Raw genomic sequence first — 20,060 nt, 5'->3', positions numbered from 1 at the left:
CGCCCGCCATCCCGACGTCCTCGCCGCCCAGCGACGTGAGCGGGCTCGGGTCCGCAGCGAACGCCAACGCCGCTGGGGCCGACCCGCGGCAGCCTGACCCGGTGGACCTATGTGGTCACCGCACTAGGCCGTGTCCTGCATGTCCCGGTCGTCGAGCTTCGTGATCCAGATCGTTCCTGGCGAGGCGCCGGTTCGACCGTCGTACTGGTTGTACCCGGTCGAACCGGCAACGCAGCCAGGCACGATCTGGGCGCGGAGATCGGCGGGTGGGGCTTGCAGGACGCGGCCTTAGGCTTCCGCGGTGCCCGAGCCCGCGCCGCGCCAGCTGATCCTGACGCTCTACGGCCTCTACGCGCGCGCCGAGCACGACTGGCTCTCGGTCGGGTCGGTGGTGCGGCTGCTGGGCGACCTCGGCGTCGACTCGGCCGGGGTTCGCTCGTCGATCTCCCGGCTCAAGCGCCGCGGGGTGCTGGAGTCGATGCGCCAGGACGGCTCCGCGGGCTACGCGCTCTCGGCGCGGACCGTGGAGGTGCTGCGCGAGGGCGACGAGCGCATCTTCGGCCGCCACCGCGCCGGCCCGGACGACCCGCTGGTGCTGGTGGTCTTCTCCGTGCCGGAGGCCGAGCGCGACAAGCGCCACCAGCTGCGGGCCACGCTGAGCCGGATGGGCTTCGGCACCGCGGCGCCGGGCGTGTGGGTGGCGCCGGGGCACTTGCACGACGAGGCTGCGCGCACCCTCGACCGGCTCGGCCTGCAGGCCTACGCCGACCTGTTCTGCGCGCGCTACTCGGCCTTCGGCGGGCTGCGCGAGCGGATCGGGCAGTGGTGGGACCTGCCCGCCATCGACGCCGAGTGCGCGGGGTTCGTCGCCCGCTACCGCGACCTGAGCCCGAGCACGGCGCCGCGGGAGGCGTTCCGCACGTACGTGCCGCTGCTCACCGAGTGGCGCCGGCTGCCCTACCTCGACCCCGGGCTGCCGCTGGAGCTGCTGCCGGCGCCGTGGCGCGGCGCCGAGGCCGCCGACCTGTTCGTCGAGCTCGACGCGGTGCTGCGGGAACCGGCCCGCGAGCACGCCCGCACCACCCTCCGATCGTGAGAGTTTCATGGTCGTGGTCGTGGGGCTCGCTCACGACTCCCGGAGTTCTCACCGTGGTGCGAGCGGTTCGTCCAGCCACACCGGCAGCGCCGCCAGCCGACGGGCCCGGGCGGTGGTCCCGTCGCGGCGTAGCTGCGCGAACGGCACGGCCAGCCGCGCCTGCGGGAAGGCCGAGCGCAGCACCTCGACCAGCACCTGGGCCTCGGCCTGGGCGAGCCCGGCGCCGACGCAGGCGTGCGGGCCGTCGCCGAAGGCCAGGTCGGGGGCCGAGGGGCGGTGCGGGTCGGCGGTGTGCGGGTCGGGGAAGCGGGCGGGGTCGGTGCCGATGCCCTCGATGTCGACCAGGACCGGGGCTCCGGCCGGGAGGTGGTGGCCGGCCAGCACCACCGGGGCGGTGGTGAACCGCCAGAGGGTGAACGGCGCGGGTGGGTGGATGCGCAGCAGTTCCGCCACCAGCGCGGCGTCCCGGCCGTTCCCGTCGCCGGCCCGGTCCGCGGCCCGGTCGGCCAGGTGGTGGGCGACCAGGAAGCCGAGGAACGACTCGGTGGTGATCTGACCGGCGAAGACCAGGCCGGTGAGCTGGTAGGCGATCTCGTCGTCGCGCAGGTCGGGCAGCTCCCGCCGGGCCCGGGCTGCGAACCGCATCACCTCGGAGTCCGTCCGGTCGGCCCCGGCCAGCGCGCGTTCGACCAGCGACTGCAGCTCGGCGAGGCCCCCGTGGGCGTGCTCGGCGTCGCCGCGGGTCATAGCGGCGGCGTCCGCTGCCCGGGCCACGCCGGGCAGCGCGATGCCGAGCAGGTCGCAGACGACCAGCAGCGGGTAGTGCGGGAGGAACTCGGCGACGAGGTCGACCGGCCGGCCGGCGGCAGCCGAGCGCTCGGCCAGCCCGGACAGCAGCTCGCGGGCGATCTCGGCCATGCGTGCGCGGCGGGAGCCGATCTGCCGACGGGTGAACAGCGGTGCGTGGACCCGGCGCAGGGCCCGGTGCTGCGGGCCGTCGGTGGTGGTGAGCGAGCGGACCGTCGATGCCGGGGGTTCCAGACCCGGCTCGCGACCGGGCCAGTCGGTCGGGGCCAGCGCCGGGTCCTTGGCGAAGGTGGGGTCGGCCAGCACCGCCCGGGCGATCGGGTGGTCGGTGACGATCCACACCGACCCGCCGGCCGGCGCGGGCACGCGCACGACCGGCCCCGCCCGGCGCAGCCGGTCGTGGACCTCGGGGTGCTCGGCGACGGGCCCGCCGACCGGGGCGAACGGGTCGAGGGGGGTCGGTTCAGCCACGGGGGCTCCTCACGGGTCGGGCGGAGAAGGCCGGGGCGAGGGCCGCGCCGGCCAGGGCGACGACGGCGCACACGGTGAGCGCGGCGGACACCGCGCCGGCGAGGGCCGGACCCGGTGGGGTGGCACCGGCGGCTGCGAGCCGGGACTGCACGATCGCGGCGGTGACCGCCAGCCCCAGCTCGGCGCCCACCAGCACCGCGACGTAGGACACGCCCGCGGCGACGCCCGCCCGCTGCTCCGGGACATCACGCAGGGTGGCCGAGGTAGTGGGGGCCTCCAGCATCCCGAGCCCCACGCCGACCGCGGCCAGGGGGAGCAGCAACGACGGGCCGCGCGTGTGCGGGGCGAGCACGGCCAACGCTGCGGCCGCCGCCGCGACCACCGCGAACCCGGGCAGCACGAGCCATCGCACGTCCACGCGATCGGACAGGGCCCCCGACACCGGGGAGGCGACCAGGGTCGCTCCGACCAGCGGCAGCAGCAGCACCGCCGCGCCGAGCGGCGAGTACCCGAGCCCGACCTGCAGCAGCAGGGTAAGCGGGAAGAACACCGCGAGCGTGACGAACTGGACGAGGCCGCGCAGGACGTTGCCGACCGCGAACAGCCGGTCGATGAACAGCGACAGGTCGACCAGCGGGGCCGCGGCGCGGCGCTCGACGGCGACGAACGCGACGAGGGCGAGCACCGCGGCGGCCCCGCTGCCCAGCACGACCGGCGCGGTCCAGCCCAGCCGCTCCCCCTCGATGATCGGGAAGACCAGGCAGAACAAGCCGGCCGAGCTGAGCACCTGCCCCGGCAGGTCGAACGGGCGCCGGGTCGTCGGGCAGGGCTGCGGTGCGCCCCGGGGCAGCACCAGGGCCGCGACGCCGACCGCGGCCACCCCGATCGGGACGTTGATCAGGAACACCCACTCCCAGGACAGCGCCGTGGTCAGCGCCCCGCCGATGATCGGTCCCAGCACGACACCGAGGCCGGCCGCGATCCCCTGCATCCCGAAGGCGAGCCCGCGGCGGCCGGCCGGCACGGTCGTGGTGATCAGCGCGAGCACGGCGGGCTCGACCAGGGCGGCCCCCGCGCCTTGGGCGACCCGGGCCGCGATGAGCAGCTCCAGCGAGCCGGCGAGCCCGCACGCCAGCGAGGCCAGCGTGAACAGGCCGAGCCCGGCCAGGAAGACCGGGCGCCGCCCGACCAGGTCGGCCAGGCGCGCCCCTGGCAGCAGTAGCACCGCGAACGCCAGCACGAACGCCGCCAGCACCCACGTCACCGCGTCGAGCGGGCCACCGAGGTCGGCCGCGACGACCGGCAGGGCGATGGTCACCACGCTGGCGTCGAGCAGCACGACGAAGGTGCTCAGGGTCAGCACCACCAGAACAGCCCACTGCTGTCCGGTCAACTGCTCCGGAGGGCGATTCACGAGAACCTCAACCACTAGAATTTCTAGTTATTGATGCTCCCGCTAAGATCGACGCGTGTCAAGCCGGGACGACGCCGAGCGGGCCGGCCGCGCGCTGCTCAGCGCGCACGAGGCGTCGTGGGCGCTGTGGGCCGTGCTGCGCACCGCGGACGAGGCCCAGCACGCCCTGGCCCGCGACCTCGGCATGACCCACACCGACGCCCGGGCGCTCGACCACGTCCTCAGCACCCCCGAGCAGCTCGGACCGGTCGAGCTGGGACGCCGACTGGGCATGAGCTCGGCGTCGGCCACCGCGATGGTCGACCGGATGGTGACCGGCGGCCACCTGGCCCGCCGGCCGCACCCCGGCGACCGCCGCCGCCAGGTCCTGGTGGCCACCGACCGGGCCCGGACGGTCGCCGTCGCGGCGATGACCCCGCTGCTGCGCGCCCTGGACGCCATCGCCGAGGACCTGGACGAGGCCGCCAGCACCGCGGTCGTGGGCTACCTGCGTGCCGTCGCCGAGACCCAGCGCGCTTACGGCGCCGGCCGCGGCGCGCGCTGAAGCGCGTGCAGGACGAGCGGACCTTCAGCCCGCCCGCGGGCACGCCCACGCCCCCCGGTCGTGAGGGAAGCAGGGTCCATGGCCCTGCTTAGTCGGTGCCGGCCAGCCGCCGCCAGACCCGGCCGATCTCGCGGGAGCGGGCCAGGTAGGCCTCGACGTCGACGATGTAGATGGTGACCGTCACCAGGTCGGCAGGGGTGCCGCCGGCGGCCTCCAGGGCCCGCAGCAGGTTGCTCAGCGCCCGCTCGAACTGCTCGACGACGTCGGCGCCGACGATCTTCCCGGACGCGTCGAGCGCGGTCTGCCCGGCGAGGTAGACCGTGCGCGGCCGGTCGGTGCGCACGGCGTGGCTGAACCCCTTGGGCGCCGCCAGATCCGGCGGGTTGATCCTCTCGAACGTCACGACTGCACCGTTCCTCCGTCGACGTTGATCCCCTGCCCGGTGATGGCCGCGTTGTCGACGCAGGCCAGCACGGCCGCGGCGACCTCGTCGGGGTCGATCAGCCTGCCGATCGGCTGGCGGCGGGCCAGCAGCGCGCGGGCCTGGGCCGGGTCCTTCCCGAGGCGCTCGCCCATGGTGGCGACGGTGGCGTCGGTCATCGGGGTGTCGACGTAGCCGGGGCACACGGCGTTGACCGTCACGCCGGTGCGGGCCAGCTCGTCGGCGGCCGCGCGGACCAGCCCGAGCACGCCGTGCTTGCTGGCCGAGTACGCCGCCACCTGGCGCTCGCCGCGCTTGGCCACGACCGAGGCCACCACGACGACCCGGCCCCAGCCCTGGGCGGTCATGCCCGGCACCGCCCGGCGGATGCACCGGAAGGGCGCGGTCAGGTTGACCTCCAGCATCGTCCGCCACAGCTCGTCGGTGGTCTCGACCAGCGGGGCGGCCAACCCGGTGCCGGCGTTGGCCACCAGCACGCCCACCGCGCCCCACTCCCGTTCGACCGCGCCGAACACGTGGTCGGGCGCCCCGGCGTCGGTGAGGTCGGCCGGCACGCACAGGGCCTCCCCGGCCAGCTCGGCCGCGACGGCGTCGAGCTTGGCGGGGTCGCGCCCGACGAGCGCGACCCGGTGCCCGGCCACGGACAGCCGCAGCGCGGTGGCGCGCCCGATCCCCTGGCCCGCTCCGGTCACCAGCGCGACCGCCATCAGCGGCCCTTCCACTGCGGCGGGCGCTTCGCGGTGAACGCCGCGTGGAACTCGGCGTGGTCGTCGCTGGTCATCAGCAGGGCCTGGGTCATCGCGTCCAGCTCGACCGACGCCGAGAGCGGCATGTCGAGCTCCTTGGTCAGCAGCGACTTGGTCTGCGCGTAGGCCAGGGTCGGACCGGCGGCCAGCCGGGCGGCCAGCGCGCCGACCGCGGAGTCGAGCTCGTCGTCGGCGACCAGTTCGGAGACCAGGCCGTACTTGTCGGCCGTGGCCGAGTCGATGGTGTCGCCCAGCATCAGCAGCTTCGTGGCGTGGCCGAGGCCGACGACCCGGGGCAGCAGGTAGGCCGCGCCCATGTCGCCGCCGGAGAGCCCGACCTTGGTGAACAGGAAGGCGAACCGGCCCGACGTGGCGACCACCCGGAAGTCGGCGGCCAGCGCGACGACCGACCCGGCGCCCGCGGCGATGCCCTGGATCCCGGCGATGATCGGGATCGGGCACTCCCGCATCGCCCGGATGACCTCGCCGGTCATCTTGGTGAACCGCATGAGCCCGTCGGCGTCCATCTTCAGCAGCTCGCCGATGATCTCCTGGACGTCGCCGCCGCCGCAGAACCCGCGGCCCTCGCCGCGGATCACCAGCACCTTGACGCCCTCGTGGTGGGGCAGCTCGGCCAGCAGGTCGCGCAGGTCGGCGTAGGACTCGAAGGTCAGCGGGTTGAGCTTCTCGGGCCGGTTGAGGGTGATCGTGGCGACCGAGGAGTCGACGCGGAAGTCGAAGTGCTGCCAGTCGGTGGTCAGCGGGGCGGACGCGCGGAACCGGCTCATGGACTAGTTATAGCGTTTTGACAACGGGCGTCAAGAAGACACAATAGGTTCGTGCGCATCGCAGTGGTCGGAGGCGGGCCGGGCGGGCTCTACCTGGCCGCCCTGGTCAAGCAGCTCGGTCCCGGGCACGAGGTCACCGTGTGGGAGCGCAACGCCCCCGACGACACGTTCGGCTTCGGCGTCGTGTTCTCCGACGAGACCCTCGGCGGCATCGAGCACGCCGACCCCGTGGTCCGGTCCCAGATGGAGCGCGAGTTCGCCCGCTGGGACGACATCGACGTGCACTACCGCGGCGAGGTCGTCACCTGCGGCGGGCACGGGTTCGCCGCCATGGGCCGCAAGCGGCTGCTGCAGATCCTCCAGCAGCGCTGCCGCGACCTCGGCGTCGACCTGCGCTTCCGCGCGGAGGCGCCGGACGTCGAGGCGCTGCGCCGCGAGCACGACCTGGTCGTCGCGGCCGACGGGGTCAACTCCGCGGTCCGCGCCCGCTACGCCGACGTGTTCGGCCCGACGGTCGAGCCCGGCGGGTGCAAGTACATGTGGCTGGGCACCGACAAGGTCTTCGAGGCGTTCACGTTCGACATCCGCGAGACGCCGCACGGCGTCGTGCAGCTGCACGGCTACCCCTACGACGAGCACGGCAGCACGTTCATCGTCGAGATGGCCGAGGACGTGTGGCGCCGCGCCGGCCTCGACGGCTCCCCCGACCTCCCGCCGGGCCGCTCCGACGAGCGCTCGGTCGCCGCCGTCCGCGAGCTGTTCGCCGACGTGCTGGAGGGCTACGAGGTGCTGGCCAACAACTCCAAGTGGATCAGCTTCCCGACCGTGAGCACCGAGCGCTGGTGCGACGGCAACCTGGTGCTGCTCGGCGACGCCGCGCACACCGCGCACTTCTCCATCGGCTCGGGCACCAAGCTGGCCATGGAGGACGCCCTGTCGCTGGCCGCGTGCCTGCACGAGTGCCCCGACATCCCCACCGCGCTGGCCGCCTACGAGCAGGAGCGCCGCCCGGTCGTGCTCTCGACCCAGCGCGCCGCGCGGGCCAGCCAGGCCTGGTTCGAGAACATCGGCCAGTACCTCGACCAGGACCCGGCGCAGTTCGCCTTCAACATCATGACCCGCAGCCGCCGGGTCACCTACGACAACCTGCGCCTGCGTGACCCGGCGTTCATCGCCCGGGTCGACGAGTGGTTCGCCCGCTCGCAGCACGGCGCCCGGCCCGGCGCGCTCGACGTCCGCCCGCCGATGTTCCAGCCGTTCCGGCTCGGCGAGCTGGAGCTGGTCAACCGGGTCGTCGTCTCGCCGATGGACATGTACGTCGCCACCGACGGGCTGCCCGGCGAGTTCCACCTGGTCCACCTGGGCGGCAAGGCGTTGGGCGGGGCCGGGCTGGTGATGACCGAGATGGTCTGCGTCTCGCCGGAGGGCCGGATCACCCCGGGCTGCACCGGGCTGTGGACCGACGAGCAGGCCGCGAGCTGGGCCCGGGTCTGCGACTTCGTGCACTCCTCGACGTCCGCCCGGATCGGCGCGCAGCTGGGCCACTCCGGCCCGAAGGGCTCGACGCGGCTGATGTGGGAGGGCATGGACCAGCCCCTGCCCGAGGGCAACTGGCCACTGGTGGCCGCGTCCGCCGCGGCCTACCGGGAGGGCGTCAACCAGGTCCCCCGCGAGCTCGACCGCGCCGGGATGGACGGCGTCGTCGCTGACTTCGTCGCCGCCACCGAGCGCGCCGACCGGGCCGGCTTCGACCTCGTCGAGCTGCACTGCGCGCACGGCTACCTGCTGTCGTCGTTCCTGTCGCCGATCACGAACCGGCGCGTCGACGCCTACGGCGGCGACGTCGAGGGCAGGCTGCGGTTCCCGCTGGAGGTCTTCCGGGCGATGCGCGCGGCGCTGGCCCCGCACAAACCGCTGACCGTGCGCATCTCGGCCACCGACTGGGTCGAGGGCGGCACCAGCCCCGAGGACGTCCTCGCCATCGCCCGCGCGTTCGAAGCCGCCGGCGCCGCGGCGATCGACGTCTCCACCGGCCAGGTCACCCCGGACGAGACGCCCGCGTTCGGCCGCTCGTACCAGACCCCGTTCGCCGACGCGATCCGCAACGGCGTCGGCATCCCCACCATCGCTGTCGGCGTGATCTCCTCCGCCGACGACGTCAACACGATCGTGCTCGCCGGGCGCGCCGACCTGTGCGCGCTGGGCCGGGTGCACCTCTACGACCCGAACTGGACCCTGCACGCCGCCGTCGAGCAGGACTACGACGGTCCCGGCGTCGTCTGGCCCGACCCGTGGCGGGCGGGGCGGCGCAAGCCGCAGACCGGGCGCTCCGACGGCCCCGCGCCCCGGTTGGAGCTCATCCGGACCGCCGCGACCAGGTCGGACGGGCACAGCCGCTGGCGTCCCCGACGGCCGGAGCTGAGCCAGAGCTGAGCCGGAGCGCGACGGCGCTACCCGTCGTCGCGCTCCTCGGCTTCCCGCATCTGCTGCTCGACTTCGGACCACCGGAAGCGGTACTGCCCGCCCATCGTCACGATGCTCGGACGAAGCCGGCCATCGCGCACCCAAGCGCTGATGGTCCGCCGGGTCACGCCGAACCGCTCGGCGACCTGCGCGCTCGTCAGCAGCGGCTCGGACTTGTCCTCCACTCGGATGACACTAGGTCTCCCATTACTCCAACAGAGCCCTGATCTCCTTCACTGCCCGTAATGCTCGTTACTCCTTGAACGTACTCAATCTCTCTATACGGACTTATCTCCTCGTTTTCCTGGTTGGGTGAGCGCTCCGCAACCGACGAGGAGCAGCTCCGTGGCCGACGACGACTTACCCCGGCTCCTCCGCGACCTCGGCGCGACGGCCGTCGCCACGCTGCTCGCCCAGCACGTCGACGACGGGCGCGGCTACTGCCGGGCGTGCTCCCTCCCGCAGGCCGGACCGAGCCGCTGGCCCTGCACCTTGCGCGCCGCCGCCCTCGCGGCCCGTGACCTCGCCCGGCGGGCCCGATGAGCACGCTCGACGTGGTCGGACTGGCGCTGATCGGCGTCGGCATCCTCGCGGGTGCCGTCTGCGTCGCCGTGTGGGCAGAGCGGGACGCCCGCCGGTGGGAGCGCGCCCGGCTCGACCGGCACCGCACCCGCTGACCGGGCGGGAAGTAGGTTCCCCGCATGCGGCTGCACGTCGGGTGCGCGATGTGGACCCACAAGGCGTGGCCGGGGCGGTTCCTGCCCCCGGCCCTGCCGCCCGGGGAGCGTCTGCGCGCCTACGCCGCCTGGTGCAACGCGGTCGAGGGCAACACGACCTTCTACGCGACCCCGTCCCCGGACACCGTGGCCGGCTGGGCCGAGCAGACCGAGCCCGACTTCCGGTTCCTGCCCAAGCTGCCCAGGGTCGTCACCCACGATCGCCGGCTGACCGGCGTCGACGCGGAGATGCGCGCCTTCCTGGACGCGATGGAGCCGCTCGGTCCGCGGGCGGCGGCGCTGTGGGTGCAGCTGCCCCCGTCGTTCGGGCCCGCCGACGTCGACGCGCTGGCCCGCTTCCTGCGCAGGCTCCCCGCCCACCGCTGCGCGGTCGAGGTCCGCCATCCCGACTTCTTCCACGACGCCGGTTCGACCGCCCGGCTGGAGCGCGTGCTCGACGACACCGGCGCCGAGTGGGTGCCGTTCGACACCACGGTGTTCTTCGCCGGCCCGCCGACCAGCGCGATGGAGCAGGAGGCCTGGACCAGGAAGCCGCGGCTGCCGCGGCGGACCCGGGCGCTCACCGACCGGCCCGTCGTCCGCTACATCGGCCGCGACTCGGTCGAGGAGACCGTCGGGGGTTGGCGGGAGTGGGCGGAGGTCGCCGCGGGCTGGCTGCGGGAGGGCCGCTCGCCCACGGTGTTCATCCACACCCCGGACAACGCCGACGCGCCCGGGCTCGCCCGCCGCTTCCACGACGACGTCCGCGCGCTGGTCCCCGACCTGACGCCGCTCCCCGAGCCGGCCCCGGTCGAGCCCGCAACCCTGTTCTGACGCCGCCGACCCCGCCCCCCACCCTGTCAGGAAAGCCACCATCAGGACGTCTCGTGTCCTGATGGTGGCTTTCCTGACATGCGGAGAGCGGGCGCGAGCGAGGCGCACCGTCGAGCAATGTGTCGGAAGGAGTTGACATGTCGGAAGTCTCCGACATAAAGTCCTGTGGTGTCCGATGACGCGGTGTTCCTGGCCCTGGCCAACCCGGTCCGCAGGCGACTGCTCGAACTGCTCGCCGACGGCCCCCGCACCGCGGGCGACCTGGCGGCCCAGTTCGAGCTGAGCCGCCCGGCCGTCGCCGAGCACCTGCAGGTGCTGCGGCGCGCCCGGCTCGTGCGCGACGAGCCCGTCGGGCGCCGGCGCAACTACCACCTGGCCACCGAACCGCTCGCCCAGGTCGGCGAGTGGCTGCACCCCTTCGAGCGCTTCTGGCGCGAGCGCCTGCACTCGTTCGCCGACGTCGTCGAAGCCACCCCGGATGAAGAGGACCCGTCATGACCGCCACCCGCACCACGTCCGTCACCGTCGACCAGTTCGTCGCCGCTCCCGCGGAGAAGGTCTGGCGCGTCCTCACCGAGCCCGAACTGCACGCGAGGTGGTGGGCACCCGGGGACATCGCGCCCGTCGTCGGGCACCGGTTCCACCTCGAGATGCCAGGCTTCGGGGCGATCCCGTGCGAGGTCGTGGAGGTCGTGCCGCACGAGAGGTTCGTCTACACCTTCAACGAGAGCTGGACGCTCACCTGGCAGCTGGTCGCCGAGGGCACCGGCACCCGGCTGGTGCTGGAGCACTCCGGCTTCGACCTCGACGACCCCCGCGACCAGCAGGCCTTCGAGCGGATGCCCCGCGGCTGGCGAGAGGTCGTGCTCCCCGCCCTCGCCGACCTCGCCGCCACCCTCGCCTGACCGTTCCGACCGTGATCGTCGTGTGCTCCGCCTCCGCGGGGAGCGGCAGCTCGACGTCCATCGTCGGGGTGACGGGCCGGTGGCCGGTGCTGCTGGTCGAGATGGTGTCGCCCCACGTCGCGGCGCGGCCCGGCGCAGTGGCCGCGATGCCGGGGGCGATCGCCGTGCCGGCGGAGTAGGACCACAGGCCGTTGATCGTCTCGATGTCGGCGAACTCGACGGTCACCGGTGTGGTGCCGTCGGCGTCGCGGTAGACGACCGCCGCCGGGGCGTCCGCCGGCAGCACCGGGCCCGGGGGCAGCTGGGCGAGCTCCGGGGGCGAGCCGGAGGGCGGGGTCGGGGCCGGGAGGAGGGCCGGGACGGCCACCGCGACGACCAGCGCGAGCAGCGGCGCCCCGACGGCCAGCGCCGACGAGCCCTCCGGGAGGTTCCACCGGCGCAGCGGCAGCCACAGCGCGACCGACACGACCGCCGGCAGCAGGACCGCCCACAGCGGCAGCACCAGCGGCTCGGCACCGTCGAAGCCCACGTCGAGGAAGCGCAGCAGGTACGCGACGCCCGCGAGCCCGAACCCGGCACCCGGCAACCGGGTGCCGGGGACGTCCGTCAGCGGTGCTGTCCCGGTGCTCCCGGCCGTCGTGACCTCCCGACCGCCGACGTCCCCCCGTCCCGCGACGGCGCCGGCTGCGCCGCACACACGGCAGCCGCCGCGACCCGGTTCATCCACTCCCGGCAGTTACGCCGTCCGGCGACGGACCAGCTCGGAGACCGCGGCGGACGGAGTGGTGCCGGTGCGGGCGGCGTCGCCGAGGACCTCCCGGACGGTGTCGCCGATCGCCCCGACCCGGGCCATGGCCTCCTCGTGGCCGGCCCCCGCCGTCTCGCGTAGCACGACGTAGATGGCGCCGCCGCCGTTGACCACGACGTCGGGCGCCCAGGTGATCCCGCGCTCGACGAGCAGCTCGCCGACCGAGGGGTCGGCGAGCTGGTTGTTGGCCGGGCCGACGACCGCCCGGCAGCGCAGCCGGGAGACGACGTCGCGGGTGAGCAGATGCCCGAGCGAGGCCGGCACCAGCACGTCGGTGTCGAGGTCGAGCAGCGAGTACGGGTCGGTCGTCGCGACGCCGGGCACGCGTCGGGTCGGGTCGACGTCGGCCCCGGTGACGACCGCCCCGCGCTCCACGAGCCAGCGCGCCACGCGCCCGCCCACCTGGCCGAGCCCGTGCACGGCGAACCGCAGCCCGGCCGGGTCCGCGGTGCCGAACACGACGTCGCAGGTGGCCCCGATCGCCGCGACGACCCCGGCGGCGGTGGGCGCGGCCGGCTCCCCGACGCCGCCGTGCTCCACGGGCAGGCCCATCACCCGCCCGGTCCGCTCGGCCATCGCCAGCAGGTCCGGGCCGGCGGTGCCGACGTCCTCGCCGATGAAGTACCGCCCGTCCAGCTCCTCGACGGCGTCACCGACGTCGAGGAACAGCGCGCGGCGCCGGTCCGGGTCGAGCCGCAGGCCGGGCGGCAGCGGCAGCACCGTCTTGCCGCCCCCGCGCGGCAGGCCCGCGACGGCGCACTTGACGGTCATCGCGGCGGACAGGTCGAGCGCGTCGGCGAGCCCGGCCCGCCAGTCCGGGTAGGTCCACAGCCGGCAGCCGCCGACGGCCGGGCCCGCGGCCGTCGAGTGCACGGCGACGACGATCGGCAGCTCCGACCGCGACCCCCGCCGGATGAGTACCTCATCGTGCTCGAAGCCGTCCGCATGATCGGTCATGCCGGGAAGCCAAGCGCAGATGCTCCGCCGATGGGGCGCGGTCCGAACGCACGCTCGTGATCGGGGCAGGATCGACCACCGTGGACGAACTTGATTCGGCGATCCTGGCCGAACTGCAGTCGGATGCGCGCCAGACCAACCGGGAGCTCGCCCGCCGCCTCGGGGTGGCCGCGTCGACGTGCCTGCAGCGGGTGCGCGCGCTGGTGCACCGCGGGGTGATCCGCGGCTTCCGCGCCGAGGTCGACCTGATCGCGCTCAATCGCGGGGTGCAGGCCCTCGTCACGGTGACCGTGCGCCCGCTGCAGCGGCGGGTCATCGACGATTTCAAGGCGGCCGCGGCGGCGATGCCCGAGGTGCTGTCGGTGTTCGTGCTCGCCGGGAACGACGACTTCCTGGTGCACGTCGCGGTGCCGAGCCTGGACCACCTGCACGGCTTCCTGGTCGATCGGCTCAGCCAGCGCCGGGAGGTGGTCAGCTTCCGGACGTCGGTGGTCTACCAGCAGGTCCACAACCCCGTGCTGGCCCCGCTCTAACGCCGCTCCAGCGCCGCGCCGAGCACCGCGGCGGGACGCCCGACGTCGGCGCCGGTCAGCCGGTGCAGCTCGGTCAGGTTGTCCAACGCGGTGCGCAGGCTCGCCGGTCGAGCCGCGGCGGCGACGGCCGAACGGGCCGCCCGCTCGGCCGCCGCCGCGTCGCCCGCGGCCGCGTGGAACACGCACCGGTTCAGGTCGTGCCAGGCGTCGCGGGGCAGCACGACGGCGTCGGCCTCGGCGTCGAGCGCGCGGCGCAGCCGGTCGTTCACGGCGTCCCGCCCGTGCAGCAGCAGCGCCGCCCGGTAGTGGGCCCAGCCGCTGCCCGCGTCGAGCTCGGCGCAGCGGTCCAGGTCGGTCAGGGCGCCGTCGACGTCGCCGGTGTCGGCCCGGGCGAGCGCGCGTTCCAGCAGCGCGGGGACGTAGTTCGGGGAGAGCCGCAGCGCCCGGTCGGCGTCGACCGCGGCCTCGACTGGCCTGCCCAGGCCGCGGTGCAGCGACGCCCTGATCGCCAGCGCCCACCGGTAGCCGGGGTTGAGCGCGATGGCCCGGTCGAGGTCGGCCAGCGCCGCGTCGCTCGCGCCGAGCCTGCGGTGCACCTCGGCCCGGCCGCCGTGCGCCCAGGCGTAGTCCGGGTTGAGCGCGATGGCGCGGCCGAAGTCGGCGAGGGCCGCGGTGTGCTCCTCCAGGCCGCGGTGGGCCTCGCCGCGGCTGCCGTGGGCCCACCCGTAGTCGGGGTCGAGGGCGATGGCGGCGGTGAGGTCGTCGACGGCGGCCCGCAGCTCGCCGCGCAGCCGCCGGGTCTCGCCCCGCTCCCCGATCACCGGCGCCACCGACGGCGCGACCTCGACGGCCGCGTCGAGGTCGGCGAGCGCGGCGTCGAAGCGGTCGAGCCTGCGCAGCACCAGCGCCCGGCGGACCAGCGCCCAGCTGTAGCCGGCCGAGAGCGCCACCGCGCGGTCGAGGTCGGCGAGCGCGTCGGCGGTGCGGCCCAGCGCCCGGTGCGACTCCCCGCGGCTGGCCAGCACCGACGGGCTGTCCGGGGCCAGCGCCAGCGAGCGGTCGAAGTCGGCGACGGCGGCCTCGTGCCTGCCGCCCTGGCGGTGCAGCTCGCCGCGCCGCCCGAGGACGACGGCGTTGCCCGGGGCGATGGCGACGGCCCGGTCGAGGTCGACGAGCGCCGCTCCGGGCTCCCCGCGCCTGCGCCGGACGTCGCCGCGCTCGGCCAGCGCGAGCGCCCGCGCGTCCGGCCCGAGGGCGGGGCTGTGCGACAGCTCGGTGAGCAGCTCCACGAGGTCGTCCTCGGCGCGGGACGGCGCCAGCGCGACGATCCCGGCGGTCCGCTGGGCCAGTTCGGGGAGGTCGGCGTCGGAGGCCGCGTCGGTGAGCGCCCGCGCCCAGCTGGAGGCCAGCTCGGGACGCGCGGTCACGGCGGCGAGCAGCCCCTCCAGCAGCACCGTCGCCGCCCGTCCCGGTTCGGCGCAGGCCCGGTGGTAGGCCTGCTCGACGGCGGCGAGCTGCCACCGGCGGTCGCGGGGTGCCTCCGCGGCGGGCAGGCCGAGCCCGGCGCAGCGCGCCGCGAAGTGCTCCGCGAGTGCGGCGTGGCGGCGCCGCCACTCGGCGGGCGAGGTCGTGCGGACGTGGCGGAGCATCACCCGTCGGGCCAGCTCGTGGTAGCGCACGCCGTCGCCGCGCGGCTTGACGAACGCCTGCGCCCGCAGCGCGGCGAAGTCCTCGGTGGCGCGCTCGGACTCCCCCGTCGCCACGGCGAACACGTCGGCGTCCAGCGCCCGCGGCAGCGCCGCGTGCAGGGCGGCCGTCCGCCGTCGCGGGTCGGGCTCCCAGCGCAGGAAACGGGCCACCACCTCGTCGGTCGGGTCGCCCAGCTCGTCGACGTCGGTGGGGCCGCCCTGCGCGTACGCGGCCAGCAGCAGCGGCAGCCCCTCCGACCGGTCGACGACGGCCCGCACGACGTCCGCGTCGCGCAGGCCGCGACCGGCCAGCAGCTCGCGGGCCTCGTCCTCGGTGAACCGCGGGACCGCCACCACGGCCCGCCCCGTCAGGTAGTCGCCCCACCGCCCGGCGTCCAGCGGCCGCTGACCGGCGATCACCACGACCGTCGTCGCCGGGACGTCGCCGTAGGCGCCCCCGAGCACGTCGAGCAGCCAGGTCTGCAGGAAGGCGGCGGTGTACTCGAAGGCGTCGAGGAGCACCACGACGGGGGCGCGGTCGGCGGCGTCGCGCAGGTCGGCGAGGAAGGCCCTGGTCAGCGCCCGCTCCGGGGCCCGCATCAGCTCGACCTCGGCCTCGCTGCGCAACTTGCGCCGCAGGTAGGCCTGGAACCGGTCGGCCTCGCGCGCCACGGCGTCGGCGTCCAGGGCGTCGACGGCGACCCCGGCCCCCGGGACCTCCCCGACCAGCTTCAGCCCGATCCCCACGGCCCCGGCCAGCAGGCCCGACGGCCGCGCGGGGGCGTTCGGGTCGGACTCCAGCTCCCGCTGGCGCTGCTGGTAGGACGACAGGGTCCGGCGGAAGGCCCGGCAGCGCACGCCCTGGGAGCGCAGGTCCTCCGCCAGCGCGGTCAGGCAGGAGACGACGTCGGGGGCGGACTCGTCGGCGAGGCAGGTGAGCAGCTCGCGCTCGCGGGCGACGCGGACGAGCTGGGCGAGCAGCGTGGACTTGCCGACGCCCGCGTCGCCGACGACCTCGACGAGGAAGCGGCGGTGGGGGTCGTCGACGCCCAGGTCGAGGTTCTCCCCGAAGGCCGCGAGCAGGTCGCGGCGGCCCACGAAGCCGCCGCGGCTGCGGGCCCGGACCAGGTCCTGCAGGCTGCGCGGCGCGTCGGCGGTCACCCGGGCGAGCGTAGGAGTCGCGGGCGGGCGACCGGACCCTGGCCCCGTCCGCCGTTCACGACCGGTCGGTGCGGGCGCGCAGGCGGCGCAGCATGCGGGCGTCGTCGAAGCCGGCGGCGCGGGCGGCGGCCTCGACCGTGTCGCCGTGCCCGATCAGGTGCTCGGCGCGCTCCAGGCGCAGCAGGTGCTGGTAGCGCAGCGGGGTGAGGCCGATGGCCTCGCCGAACAGCCGGGTGAGCGTGCGGGGGCTCACCCGGCACACCGCGGCCAGCTCGGCGAGCGGCAGCCGGTCGGCGAACCGGGCGTCGATGACGTCCTGGGCCCGGTGCACCACCTCGCTGAGGTGGGCCCGGTGCCGCAGCAGGGCGCTGGCCTGCGGCTCACCGCCGTTGCGCCGGGCGTAGACGACCATCTCCCTGGCCACCCTGGCCGCCGTCGCCGCGCCGTGGCGGGTGGCCACCAGGTGCAGCGCCAGGTCGATGCCGCTGGCGATGCCGGCCGAGGTGACCACCCGCCCGTCGACGACGAACAGCACGTCGTGCTGCACGCGGGCGGCCGGGTAGCGGCGGGCGAGCTCGTCGACCAGGGCGTGGTGGGTGGTGCAGCGGCGACCGGCGAGCAGGCCGGCCTGGCCGAGCGCGTACGCCCCCGCGCACACGCTCGCCACCGTCCCGCCCGCGGCGTGGTGGGCCGCGATCGCCGCCCGCGTCGCCGCGGCGAGGCGGGCGTGCGGGCCGAACCGGCCCCGCCACCCCGGCACCATCAGCAGGTCGTCCGGGTCGAGCGCGGGCCAGTCGGTGCCGGCGCGCAGCGCCACCCCCTGCGCGGTCGGGACGTCCGCCCGCTCGGCCACGTGCACCAGCTCGTAGCCGCAGCCGAAGTCGGCCGCGGTGGAGAACACCTGGGCCGGTCCGGCCAGGTCGAGCAGGTGCAGCTGCGGCACGAGCAGGAAGACGACCCGGCTCATCACACTCCCTCGCTGCGCTCGGTCGGTGCTTCGCACGGGCGCTGTGCTGATGGTTCGCTCGCAAGCTCGCTCACCCCGCGGTCAGCTCCGCGACCGTGCGGATCGTGGCGAACCGGCGGGCGAGCGCGTACTCGGTGCGCGCCAGCACCTCCTCGACGCCCAGCGTGCGCGGGTCGGCGAGCAGGTCGTCGACGCCGCGGTCGGCCGGGGCGTCGCGGTGCGGGATGGGGAACGTGGCCGTGGCGTCGGTGACGAAGTCGACCCGGTAGCCCAGGTCGTTGGCCAGCCGGGCGGTGGTCTCGCAGCACTGCTCGGTCTGGATGCCGGTGACCACCAGGTCGCGCACGCCGCGCTCGGTGAGCAGCTGCTGCAGGTTCGTGGTGGTGAACGCGTTGCGCGAGGTCTTGGTGAGCACCGGCTCCCCCTCCCGCGGCACCAGGCCGTCCATCAACCGGACGTACCCGCGCGCCGGGTCGAACACGGTGCCCGTGCCGGGTTCGGAGTGCAGGATCCAGACGACCAGGTCGCCGCGGCGACGGGCGGCCGCCACGAGCGCGTCGACGTCGTCGACGATATCGGGGTTCGAGACAGCCGCCCAGGTGTCCCGCCTGCGGAACGACTCCTGGACGTCGATGACGAGCAATGCCGTGGTCATGGGACCATCCCAGCCCGTGGCGCCGGCCGCCGACCAGAGCGGATCAGGACGTGCACCGGACCGATCCGGTCAGCCCGGCCGAAGCGGTTGCCACGGCGGCACCGGATTGCCATCGTCGGGACGTGCACACCAGCGGCGCCGACCCGGACCTCGACGACGTCGTCGCGCGCGAACGGCGCCTGCTCGACCCCGTCGTCCGCCGCTGCCGCGACACCGCGGGCCACCTGCTCGACCCCGACTTCCGCGAGTTCGGGGCGTTCGGCCGCGTCTGGGACCGCGACTCCATCCTGGCCGCGATGGCCGCCGAGGACGCCCCACCGCCCGACGTGGACGGCATCGCCGCGACCCGCGTCGGCGCGGACACCGTCCTGGTCACCTACCGCGCCCGCCGCCCGGGCCGCACCACGCTGCGCAGCTCGCTGTGGCGCCGCCGCGACGGCAGCGACTGGCTGCTCTACTTCCACCAGGGCACCGTCCAGCGCTCCTGACGCGCTCAGGCCGGGGGTCCGCCGAGCGCGGCGCGCGCCATCGCCGCGAAGACCTCCTCGACCCGGGCCGGGTCGGCGGCGGCCAGCTCCGGGGTCCGCACCACCGACCGGGTCACCGAGATGCCGAGCAGCAGCGCCCCCAGCATCTCCGCGCGCAGCCGGGCGTCGGGGCCGTCGGCCAGCTCGGCGAAGCCGTCGAGGAAGCCCTCGCACATCTGGCGCTGCAGCTGCAGCCGGGCCTGCTCGTGCCCGGACGAGCGCAGCAGGGCCAGCAGGGGGTGGTCGGCGCCGGAGCGGCCGGCGCCGTCGAGGACGCCGCGCAGCAACTGGAGCGGCAGGTCGGCGGCCGGGACGTCGACCGGGTCGCGCTCGACGGTGGCGGCCTCGGTGAACAGGGCCTGCTTGGAGCCGAAGTAGCGGAAGATCAGCGCGGGGTCGACGCCGGCCTCGGCGGCCACGTCGCGGACGCTGACCCCGTCCATGCCGTGGGCGGCGAACCGGCGCCGGGCCGCGGCCAGCAGGGCGGCGCGGGTGGCCGCGCGGTCGCGCCGGCGCCCCCGGGCAGGCAAGTCACCAGTCGTTGACATCCGGCCGATCCTGACGCTAGCGTGCCAAGTCATCAAATGGTGACTTATCTGGGGGCGGCATGGCGCGCACGATCGTGATCACCGGCGGGACCAGGGGGATCGGCTCGGCACTGGCCCGCGAGCGGCTGCGTCGCGGCGACGCGGTGGTGGCCGTCGCCCGCGACGCCGCGCTCGGCCGCCGGTTCGTCGAGGAGGGCGGCGACCGGGCCGGCTTCATCGCCGCCGACCTCTCCACCGTCGCCGGGACCCGCGAGGTCGCGGCCGAGCTGGCCGACCGCCACCCGGTGATCGACGCGCTGGTCCTGGGCGCGCACAGCATGCGGCCGGGGCGCCACGTCACCGCCGAGGGCCTGGAGGCGACGTTCGCGCTCTACTACCTGAGCCGCCACGTCCTGCTGCACGCCCTGGCCGAGCCGCTCACCAGGGCCGATCGCGCGGTCACGATCAACCTGTCGGGGGCGGGCATGACGGCGGGCCGCATCCACTGGGACGACCTGCAGCTCACCCGCGGCTACTCGGCGACGAAGGCCAACCTGCAGGCCGGCCGGGCCAACGACCTGCTCGGGGTGGCGTTCGCCGAGGAGCACCCCGGGATCAGCACCGTCGCCTACAACCCCGGCTTCGTCGACACCCGCCCCTACACCGGCATGGCCCGGCCCTACCGCGCGCTCGCCGAGCTGGCCGCCGCCGTGGCGGCCGCCGCCCCCGAGCGGGCCGCCACGGCGTTGAGCGCCCTGATCGACGAGCCGCCCCCGGGACCGTTCGCGGCCCGGAAGCGGCGCGGCAGCGGCAACCGCCCGATCGACACCACCGGCCCGACCTACGACCCGGGCACCGCCCGGCGGCTCGACGCCGCCACCCGGGACCTGCTGGCCGGGCTCGACGCCGTCAGCCGGTAGCCCAGGGCGCCGCCCACCCGACGCGGTGGTCGAACACCCCCGAGCGCCCTCGGTGCGCGAGCCCTGGCCACGGTCGGCCTGCCCGACTGAT

At 75.3% G+C, this 20,060-nt stretch carries 22 protein-coding genes and 1 pseudogene; 12 read left to right on the top strand and 11 right to left on the bottom strand.

The genetic code is table 11. The features are described 5' to 3' along the window. Nucleotides 1–301 precede the first annotated feature (301 nt). Complete coding sequence (locus KDL28_RS25360; RefSeq protein ID WP_252442219.1) at nt 302–1,096, top strand: PaaX family transcriptional regulator; 795 nt, start codon at nt 302–304, stop codon at nt 1,094–1,096. A 48-nt stretch (nt 1,097–1,144) separates the two neighbouring features. Here KDL28_RS25360 and KDL28_RS41675 read toward each other — a convergent pair whose 3' ends face one another. Beyond that, complete coding sequence (locus KDL28_RS41675; protein ID WP_252442217.1) at nt 1,145–2,374, bottom strand: cytochrome P450; 1,230 nt, start codon at nt 2,372–2,374, stop codon at nt 1,145–1,147. Beyond that, nucleotides 2,367–3,740 (bottom strand): DHA2 family efflux MFS transporter permease subunit, encoded by a 1,374-nt coding sequence (locus KDL28_RS25350; RefSeq protein WP_252442216.1) that lies wholly within the window; start codon nt 3,738–3,740, stop codon nt 2,367–2,369. Before KDL28_RS25350 ends, KDL28_RS41675 begins: the two co-directional genes overlap by 8 nt. A 103-nt stretch (nt 3,741–3,843) precedes the next feature. Here KDL28_RS25350 and KDL28_RS25345 point away from each other — a divergent pair, with 103 nt between their 5' ends. Continuing rightward, nucleotides 3,844–4,332, top strand: a complete 489-nt coding sequence (locus tag KDL28_RS25345) for a MarR family winged helix-turn-helix transcriptional regulator (RefSeq protein ID WP_252442214.1) — start codon at nt 3,844–3,846, stop codon at nt 4,330–4,332. A 91-nt stretch (nt 4,333–4,423) separates the two neighbouring features. On the opposite strand, the pseudogene KDL28_RS25340 reads toward KDL28_RS25345, so the two are convergent. The 3 genes and pseudogenes from KDL28_RS25340 to KDL28_RS25330 all read right to left on the bottom strand — a co-directional run. Continuing rightward, nucleotides 4,424–4,735 (bottom strand): annotated as a pseudogene (locus KDL28_RS25340) (RidA family protein); the annotation flags it as partial. Then, entirely contained in the window at nt 4,732–5,481 is a 750-nt protein-coding gene (locus KDL28_RS25335; protein ID WP_252442212.1) for an SDR family NAD(P)-dependent oxidoreductase, read from the bottom strand. The pseudogene KDL28_RS25340 and the gene KDL28_RS25335, both read right to left, overlap by 4 nt. Further along, nucleotides 5,481–6,308: an enoyl-CoA hydratase family protein gene (locus tag KDL28_RS25330; protein WP_252442210.1), complete on the bottom strand. Its 828-nt coding sequence runs from the start codon at nt 6,306–6,308 to the stop codon at nt 5,481–5,483. The genes KDL28_RS25335 and KDL28_RS25330 overlap by 1 nt, the downstream gene beginning before the upstream one ends. Nucleotides 6,309–6,359: 51 nt before the next feature. On the opposite strand from KDL28_RS25330, the gene KDL28_RS25325 reads away from it, so the two are divergent. After that, nucleotides 6,360–8,741: a bifunctional salicylyl-CoA 5-hydroxylase/oxidoreductase gene (locus KDL28_RS25325; RefSeq protein ID WP_252442208.1), complete on the top strand. Its 2,382-nt coding sequence runs from the start codon at nt 6,360–6,362 to the stop codon at nt 8,739–8,741. Nucleotides 8,742–8,758: 17 nt separating this feature from the next. On the opposite strand, the gene KDL28_RS25320 is transcribed toward KDL28_RS25325, so the two are convergent. Further along, nucleotides 8,759–8,956 carry a helix-turn-helix domain-containing protein gene (locus KDL28_RS25320; protein ID WP_252442206.1) on the bottom strand — a complete coding sequence of 66 codons (198 nt, stop codon included), beginning with the start codon at nt 8,954–8,956 and terminating at the stop codon, nt 8,759–8,761. 160 nt (nt 8,957–9,116) lie between these two features. Here KDL28_RS25320 and KDL28_RS25315 point away from each other — a divergent pair, with 160 nt between their 5' ends. From KDL28_RS25315 to KDL28_RS25290, 6 genes are all read left to right on the top strand, one after another. Next, nucleotides 9,117–9,314, top strand: coding sequence for a hypothetical protein (locus tag KDL28_RS25315; RefSeq protein WP_252442204.1), 198 nt, complete (start codon nt 9,117–9,119; stop codon nt 9,312–9,314). Further along, nucleotides 9,311–9,448, top strand: coding sequence for a hypothetical protein (locus KDL28_RS25310; protein ID WP_252442202.1), 138 nt, complete (start codon nt 9,311–9,313; stop codon nt 9,446–9,448). Before KDL28_RS25315 ends, KDL28_RS25310 begins: the two co-directional genes overlap by 4 nt. Nucleotides 9,449–9,472: 24 nt before the next feature. Next, nucleotides 9,473–10,321: a DUF72 domain-containing protein gene (locus tag KDL28_RS25305; RefSeq protein ID WP_504967685.1), complete on the top strand. Its 849-nt coding sequence runs from the start codon at nt 9,473–9,475 to the stop codon at nt 10,319–10,321. A gap of 168 nt (nt 10,322–10,489) precedes the next feature. Continuing rightward, nucleotides 10,490–10,819 (top strand): ArsR/SmtB family transcription factor, encoded by a 330-nt coding sequence (locus KDL28_RS25300; RefSeq protein WP_252442200.1) that lies wholly within the window; start codon nt 10,490–10,492, stop codon nt 10,817–10,819. Continuing rightward, nucleotides 10,816–11,226 carry an SRPBCC family protein gene (locus KDL28_RS25295; RefSeq protein WP_252442198.1) on the top strand — a complete coding sequence of 137 codons (411 nt, stop codon included), beginning with the start codon at nt 10,816–10,818 and terminating at the stop codon, nt 11,224–11,226. The genes KDL28_RS25300 and KDL28_RS25295 overlap by 4 nt, the downstream gene beginning before the upstream one ends. An 11-nt stretch (nt 11,227–11,237) precedes the next feature. Next, nucleotides 11,238–11,405 carry a hypothetical protein gene (locus tag KDL28_RS25290; RefSeq protein WP_252442196.1) on the top strand — a complete coding sequence of 56 codons (168 nt, stop codon included), beginning with the start codon at nt 11,238–11,240 and terminating at the stop codon, nt 11,403–11,405. 557 nt (nt 11,406–11,962) lie between these two features. Here KDL28_RS25290 and KDL28_RS25285 read toward each other — a convergent pair. Further along, nucleotides 11,963–12,991: a Glu/Leu/Phe/Val dehydrogenase dimerization domain-containing protein gene (locus KDL28_RS25285; protein ID WP_252442194.1), complete on the bottom strand. Its 1,029-nt coding sequence runs from the start codon at nt 12,989–12,991 to the stop codon at nt 11,963–11,965. Nucleotides 12,992–13,071: 80 nt separating this feature from the next. Here KDL28_RS25285 and KDL28_RS25280 point away from each other — a divergent pair, with 80 nt between their 5' ends. Continuing rightward, nucleotides 13,072–13,524 (top strand): Lrp/AsnC family transcriptional regulator, encoded by a 453-nt coding sequence (locus KDL28_RS25280; protein ID WP_252442192.1) that lies wholly within the window; start codon nt 13,072–13,074, stop codon nt 13,522–13,524. Here KDL28_RS25280 and KDL28_RS25275 read toward each other — a convergent pair. From KDL28_RS25275 to KDL28_RS25265, 3 genes are all read right to left on the bottom strand, one after another. Continuing rightward, a complete protein-coding gene (locus KDL28_RS25275) occupies nt 13,521–16,373 on the bottom strand; it encodes a tetratricopeptide repeat protein (RefSeq protein ID WP_252442190.1) in 2,853 nt (950 codons plus the stop codon). The genes KDL28_RS25280 and KDL28_RS25275 overlap by 4 nt on opposite strands. 55 nt (nt 16,374–16,428) lie before the next feature. Then, nucleotides 16,429–17,340: a GlxA family transcriptional regulator gene (locus KDL28_RS25270; RefSeq protein WP_252442188.1), complete on the bottom strand. Its 912-nt coding sequence runs from the start codon at nt 17,338–17,340 to the stop codon at nt 16,429–16,431. A gap of 70 nt (nt 17,341–17,410) precedes the next feature. After that, a complete protein-coding gene (locus KDL28_RS25265; protein WP_252442186.1) occupies nt 17,411–17,995 on the bottom strand; it encodes a cysteine hydrolase family protein in 585 nt (194 codons plus the stop codon). A 122-nt stretch (nt 17,996–18,117) separates the two neighbouring features. Here KDL28_RS25265 and KDL28_RS25260 point away from each other — a divergent pair, with 122 nt between their 5' ends. Then, entirely contained in the window at nt 18,118–18,483 is a 366-nt protein-coding gene (locus tag KDL28_RS25260) for a nuclear transport factor 2 family protein (protein ID WP_252442184.1), read from the top strand. Between the two features lie 5 nt (nt 18,484–18,488). On the opposite strand, the gene KDL28_RS25255 is transcribed toward KDL28_RS25260, so the two are convergent. Continuing rightward, complete coding sequence (locus KDL28_RS25255) at nt 18,489–19,070, bottom strand: TetR/AcrR family transcriptional regulator (protein WP_252442182.1); 582 nt, start codon at nt 19,068–19,070, stop codon at nt 18,489–18,491. Between the two features lie 59 nt (nt 19,071–19,129). Here KDL28_RS25255 and KDL28_RS25250 point away from each other — a divergent pair, with 59 nt between their 5' ends. Beyond that, nucleotides 19,130–19,969, top strand: coding sequence for an SDR family NAD(P)-dependent oxidoreductase (locus KDL28_RS25250; protein WP_252442180.1), 840 nt, complete (start codon nt 19,130–19,132; stop codon nt 19,967–19,969). The last annotated feature ends 91 nt before the right edge of the window (nt 19,970–20,060 follow it).

This window comes from Pseudonocardia humida (assembly GCF_023898865.1).
In the GTDB taxonomy this organism is placed as follows: Bacteria; Actinomycetota; Actinomycetes; order Mycobacteriales; family Pseudonocardiaceae; genus Pseudonocardia; species Pseudonocardia humida.
This window is presented reverse-complemented; position numbering and strand designations above follow the sequence as displayed.

Excerpts from the sequence above, each read along its gene's own strand:
- KDL28_RS25270 (WP_252442188.1), bottom strand. The coding sequence starts at position 17,340 with ATGAGCCGGGTCGTCTTCCTGCTCGTGCCGCAGCTGCACCTGCTCGAC.
- KDL28_RS25285 (WP_252442194.1), bottom strand. The coding sequence starts at position 12,991 with ATGACCGATCATGCGGACGGCTTCGAGCACGATGAGGTACTCATCCGG.
- KDL28_RS25265 (WP_252442186.1), bottom strand. The coding sequence starts at position 17,995 with ATGACCACGGCATTGCTCGTCATCGACGTCCAGGAGTCGTTCCGCAGG.
- KDL28_RS25250 (WP_252442180.1), top strand. The coding sequence starts at position 19,130 with ATGGCGCGCACGATCGTGATCACCGGCGGGACCAGGGGGATCGGCTCG.
- KDL28_RS25295 (WP_252442198.1), top strand. The coding sequence starts at position 10,816 with ATGACCGCCACCCGCACCACGTCCGTCACCGTCGACCAGTTCGTCGCC.
- KDL28_RS25330 (WP_252442210.1), bottom strand. The coding sequence starts at position 6,308 with ATGAGCCGGTTCCGCGCGTCCGCCCCGCTGACCACCGACTGGCAGCAC.
- KDL28_RS25310 (WP_252442202.1), top strand. The coding sequence starts at position 9,311 with ATGAGCACGCTCGACGTGGTCGGACTGGCGCTGATCGGCGTCGGCATC.
- KDL28_RS25305 (WP_504967685.1), top strand. The coding sequence starts at position 9,473 with ATGCGGCTGCACGTCGGGTGCGCGATGTGGACCCACAAGGCGTGGCCG.
- KDL28_RS25255 (WP_252442182.1), bottom strand. The coding sequence starts at position 19,070 with ATGTCAACGACTGGTGACTTGCCTGCCCGGGGGCGCCGGCGCGACCGC.
- KDL28_RS25335 (WP_252442212.1), bottom strand. The coding sequence starts at position 5,481 with ATGGCGGTCGCGCTGGTGACCGGAGCGGGCCAGGGGATCGGGCGCGCC.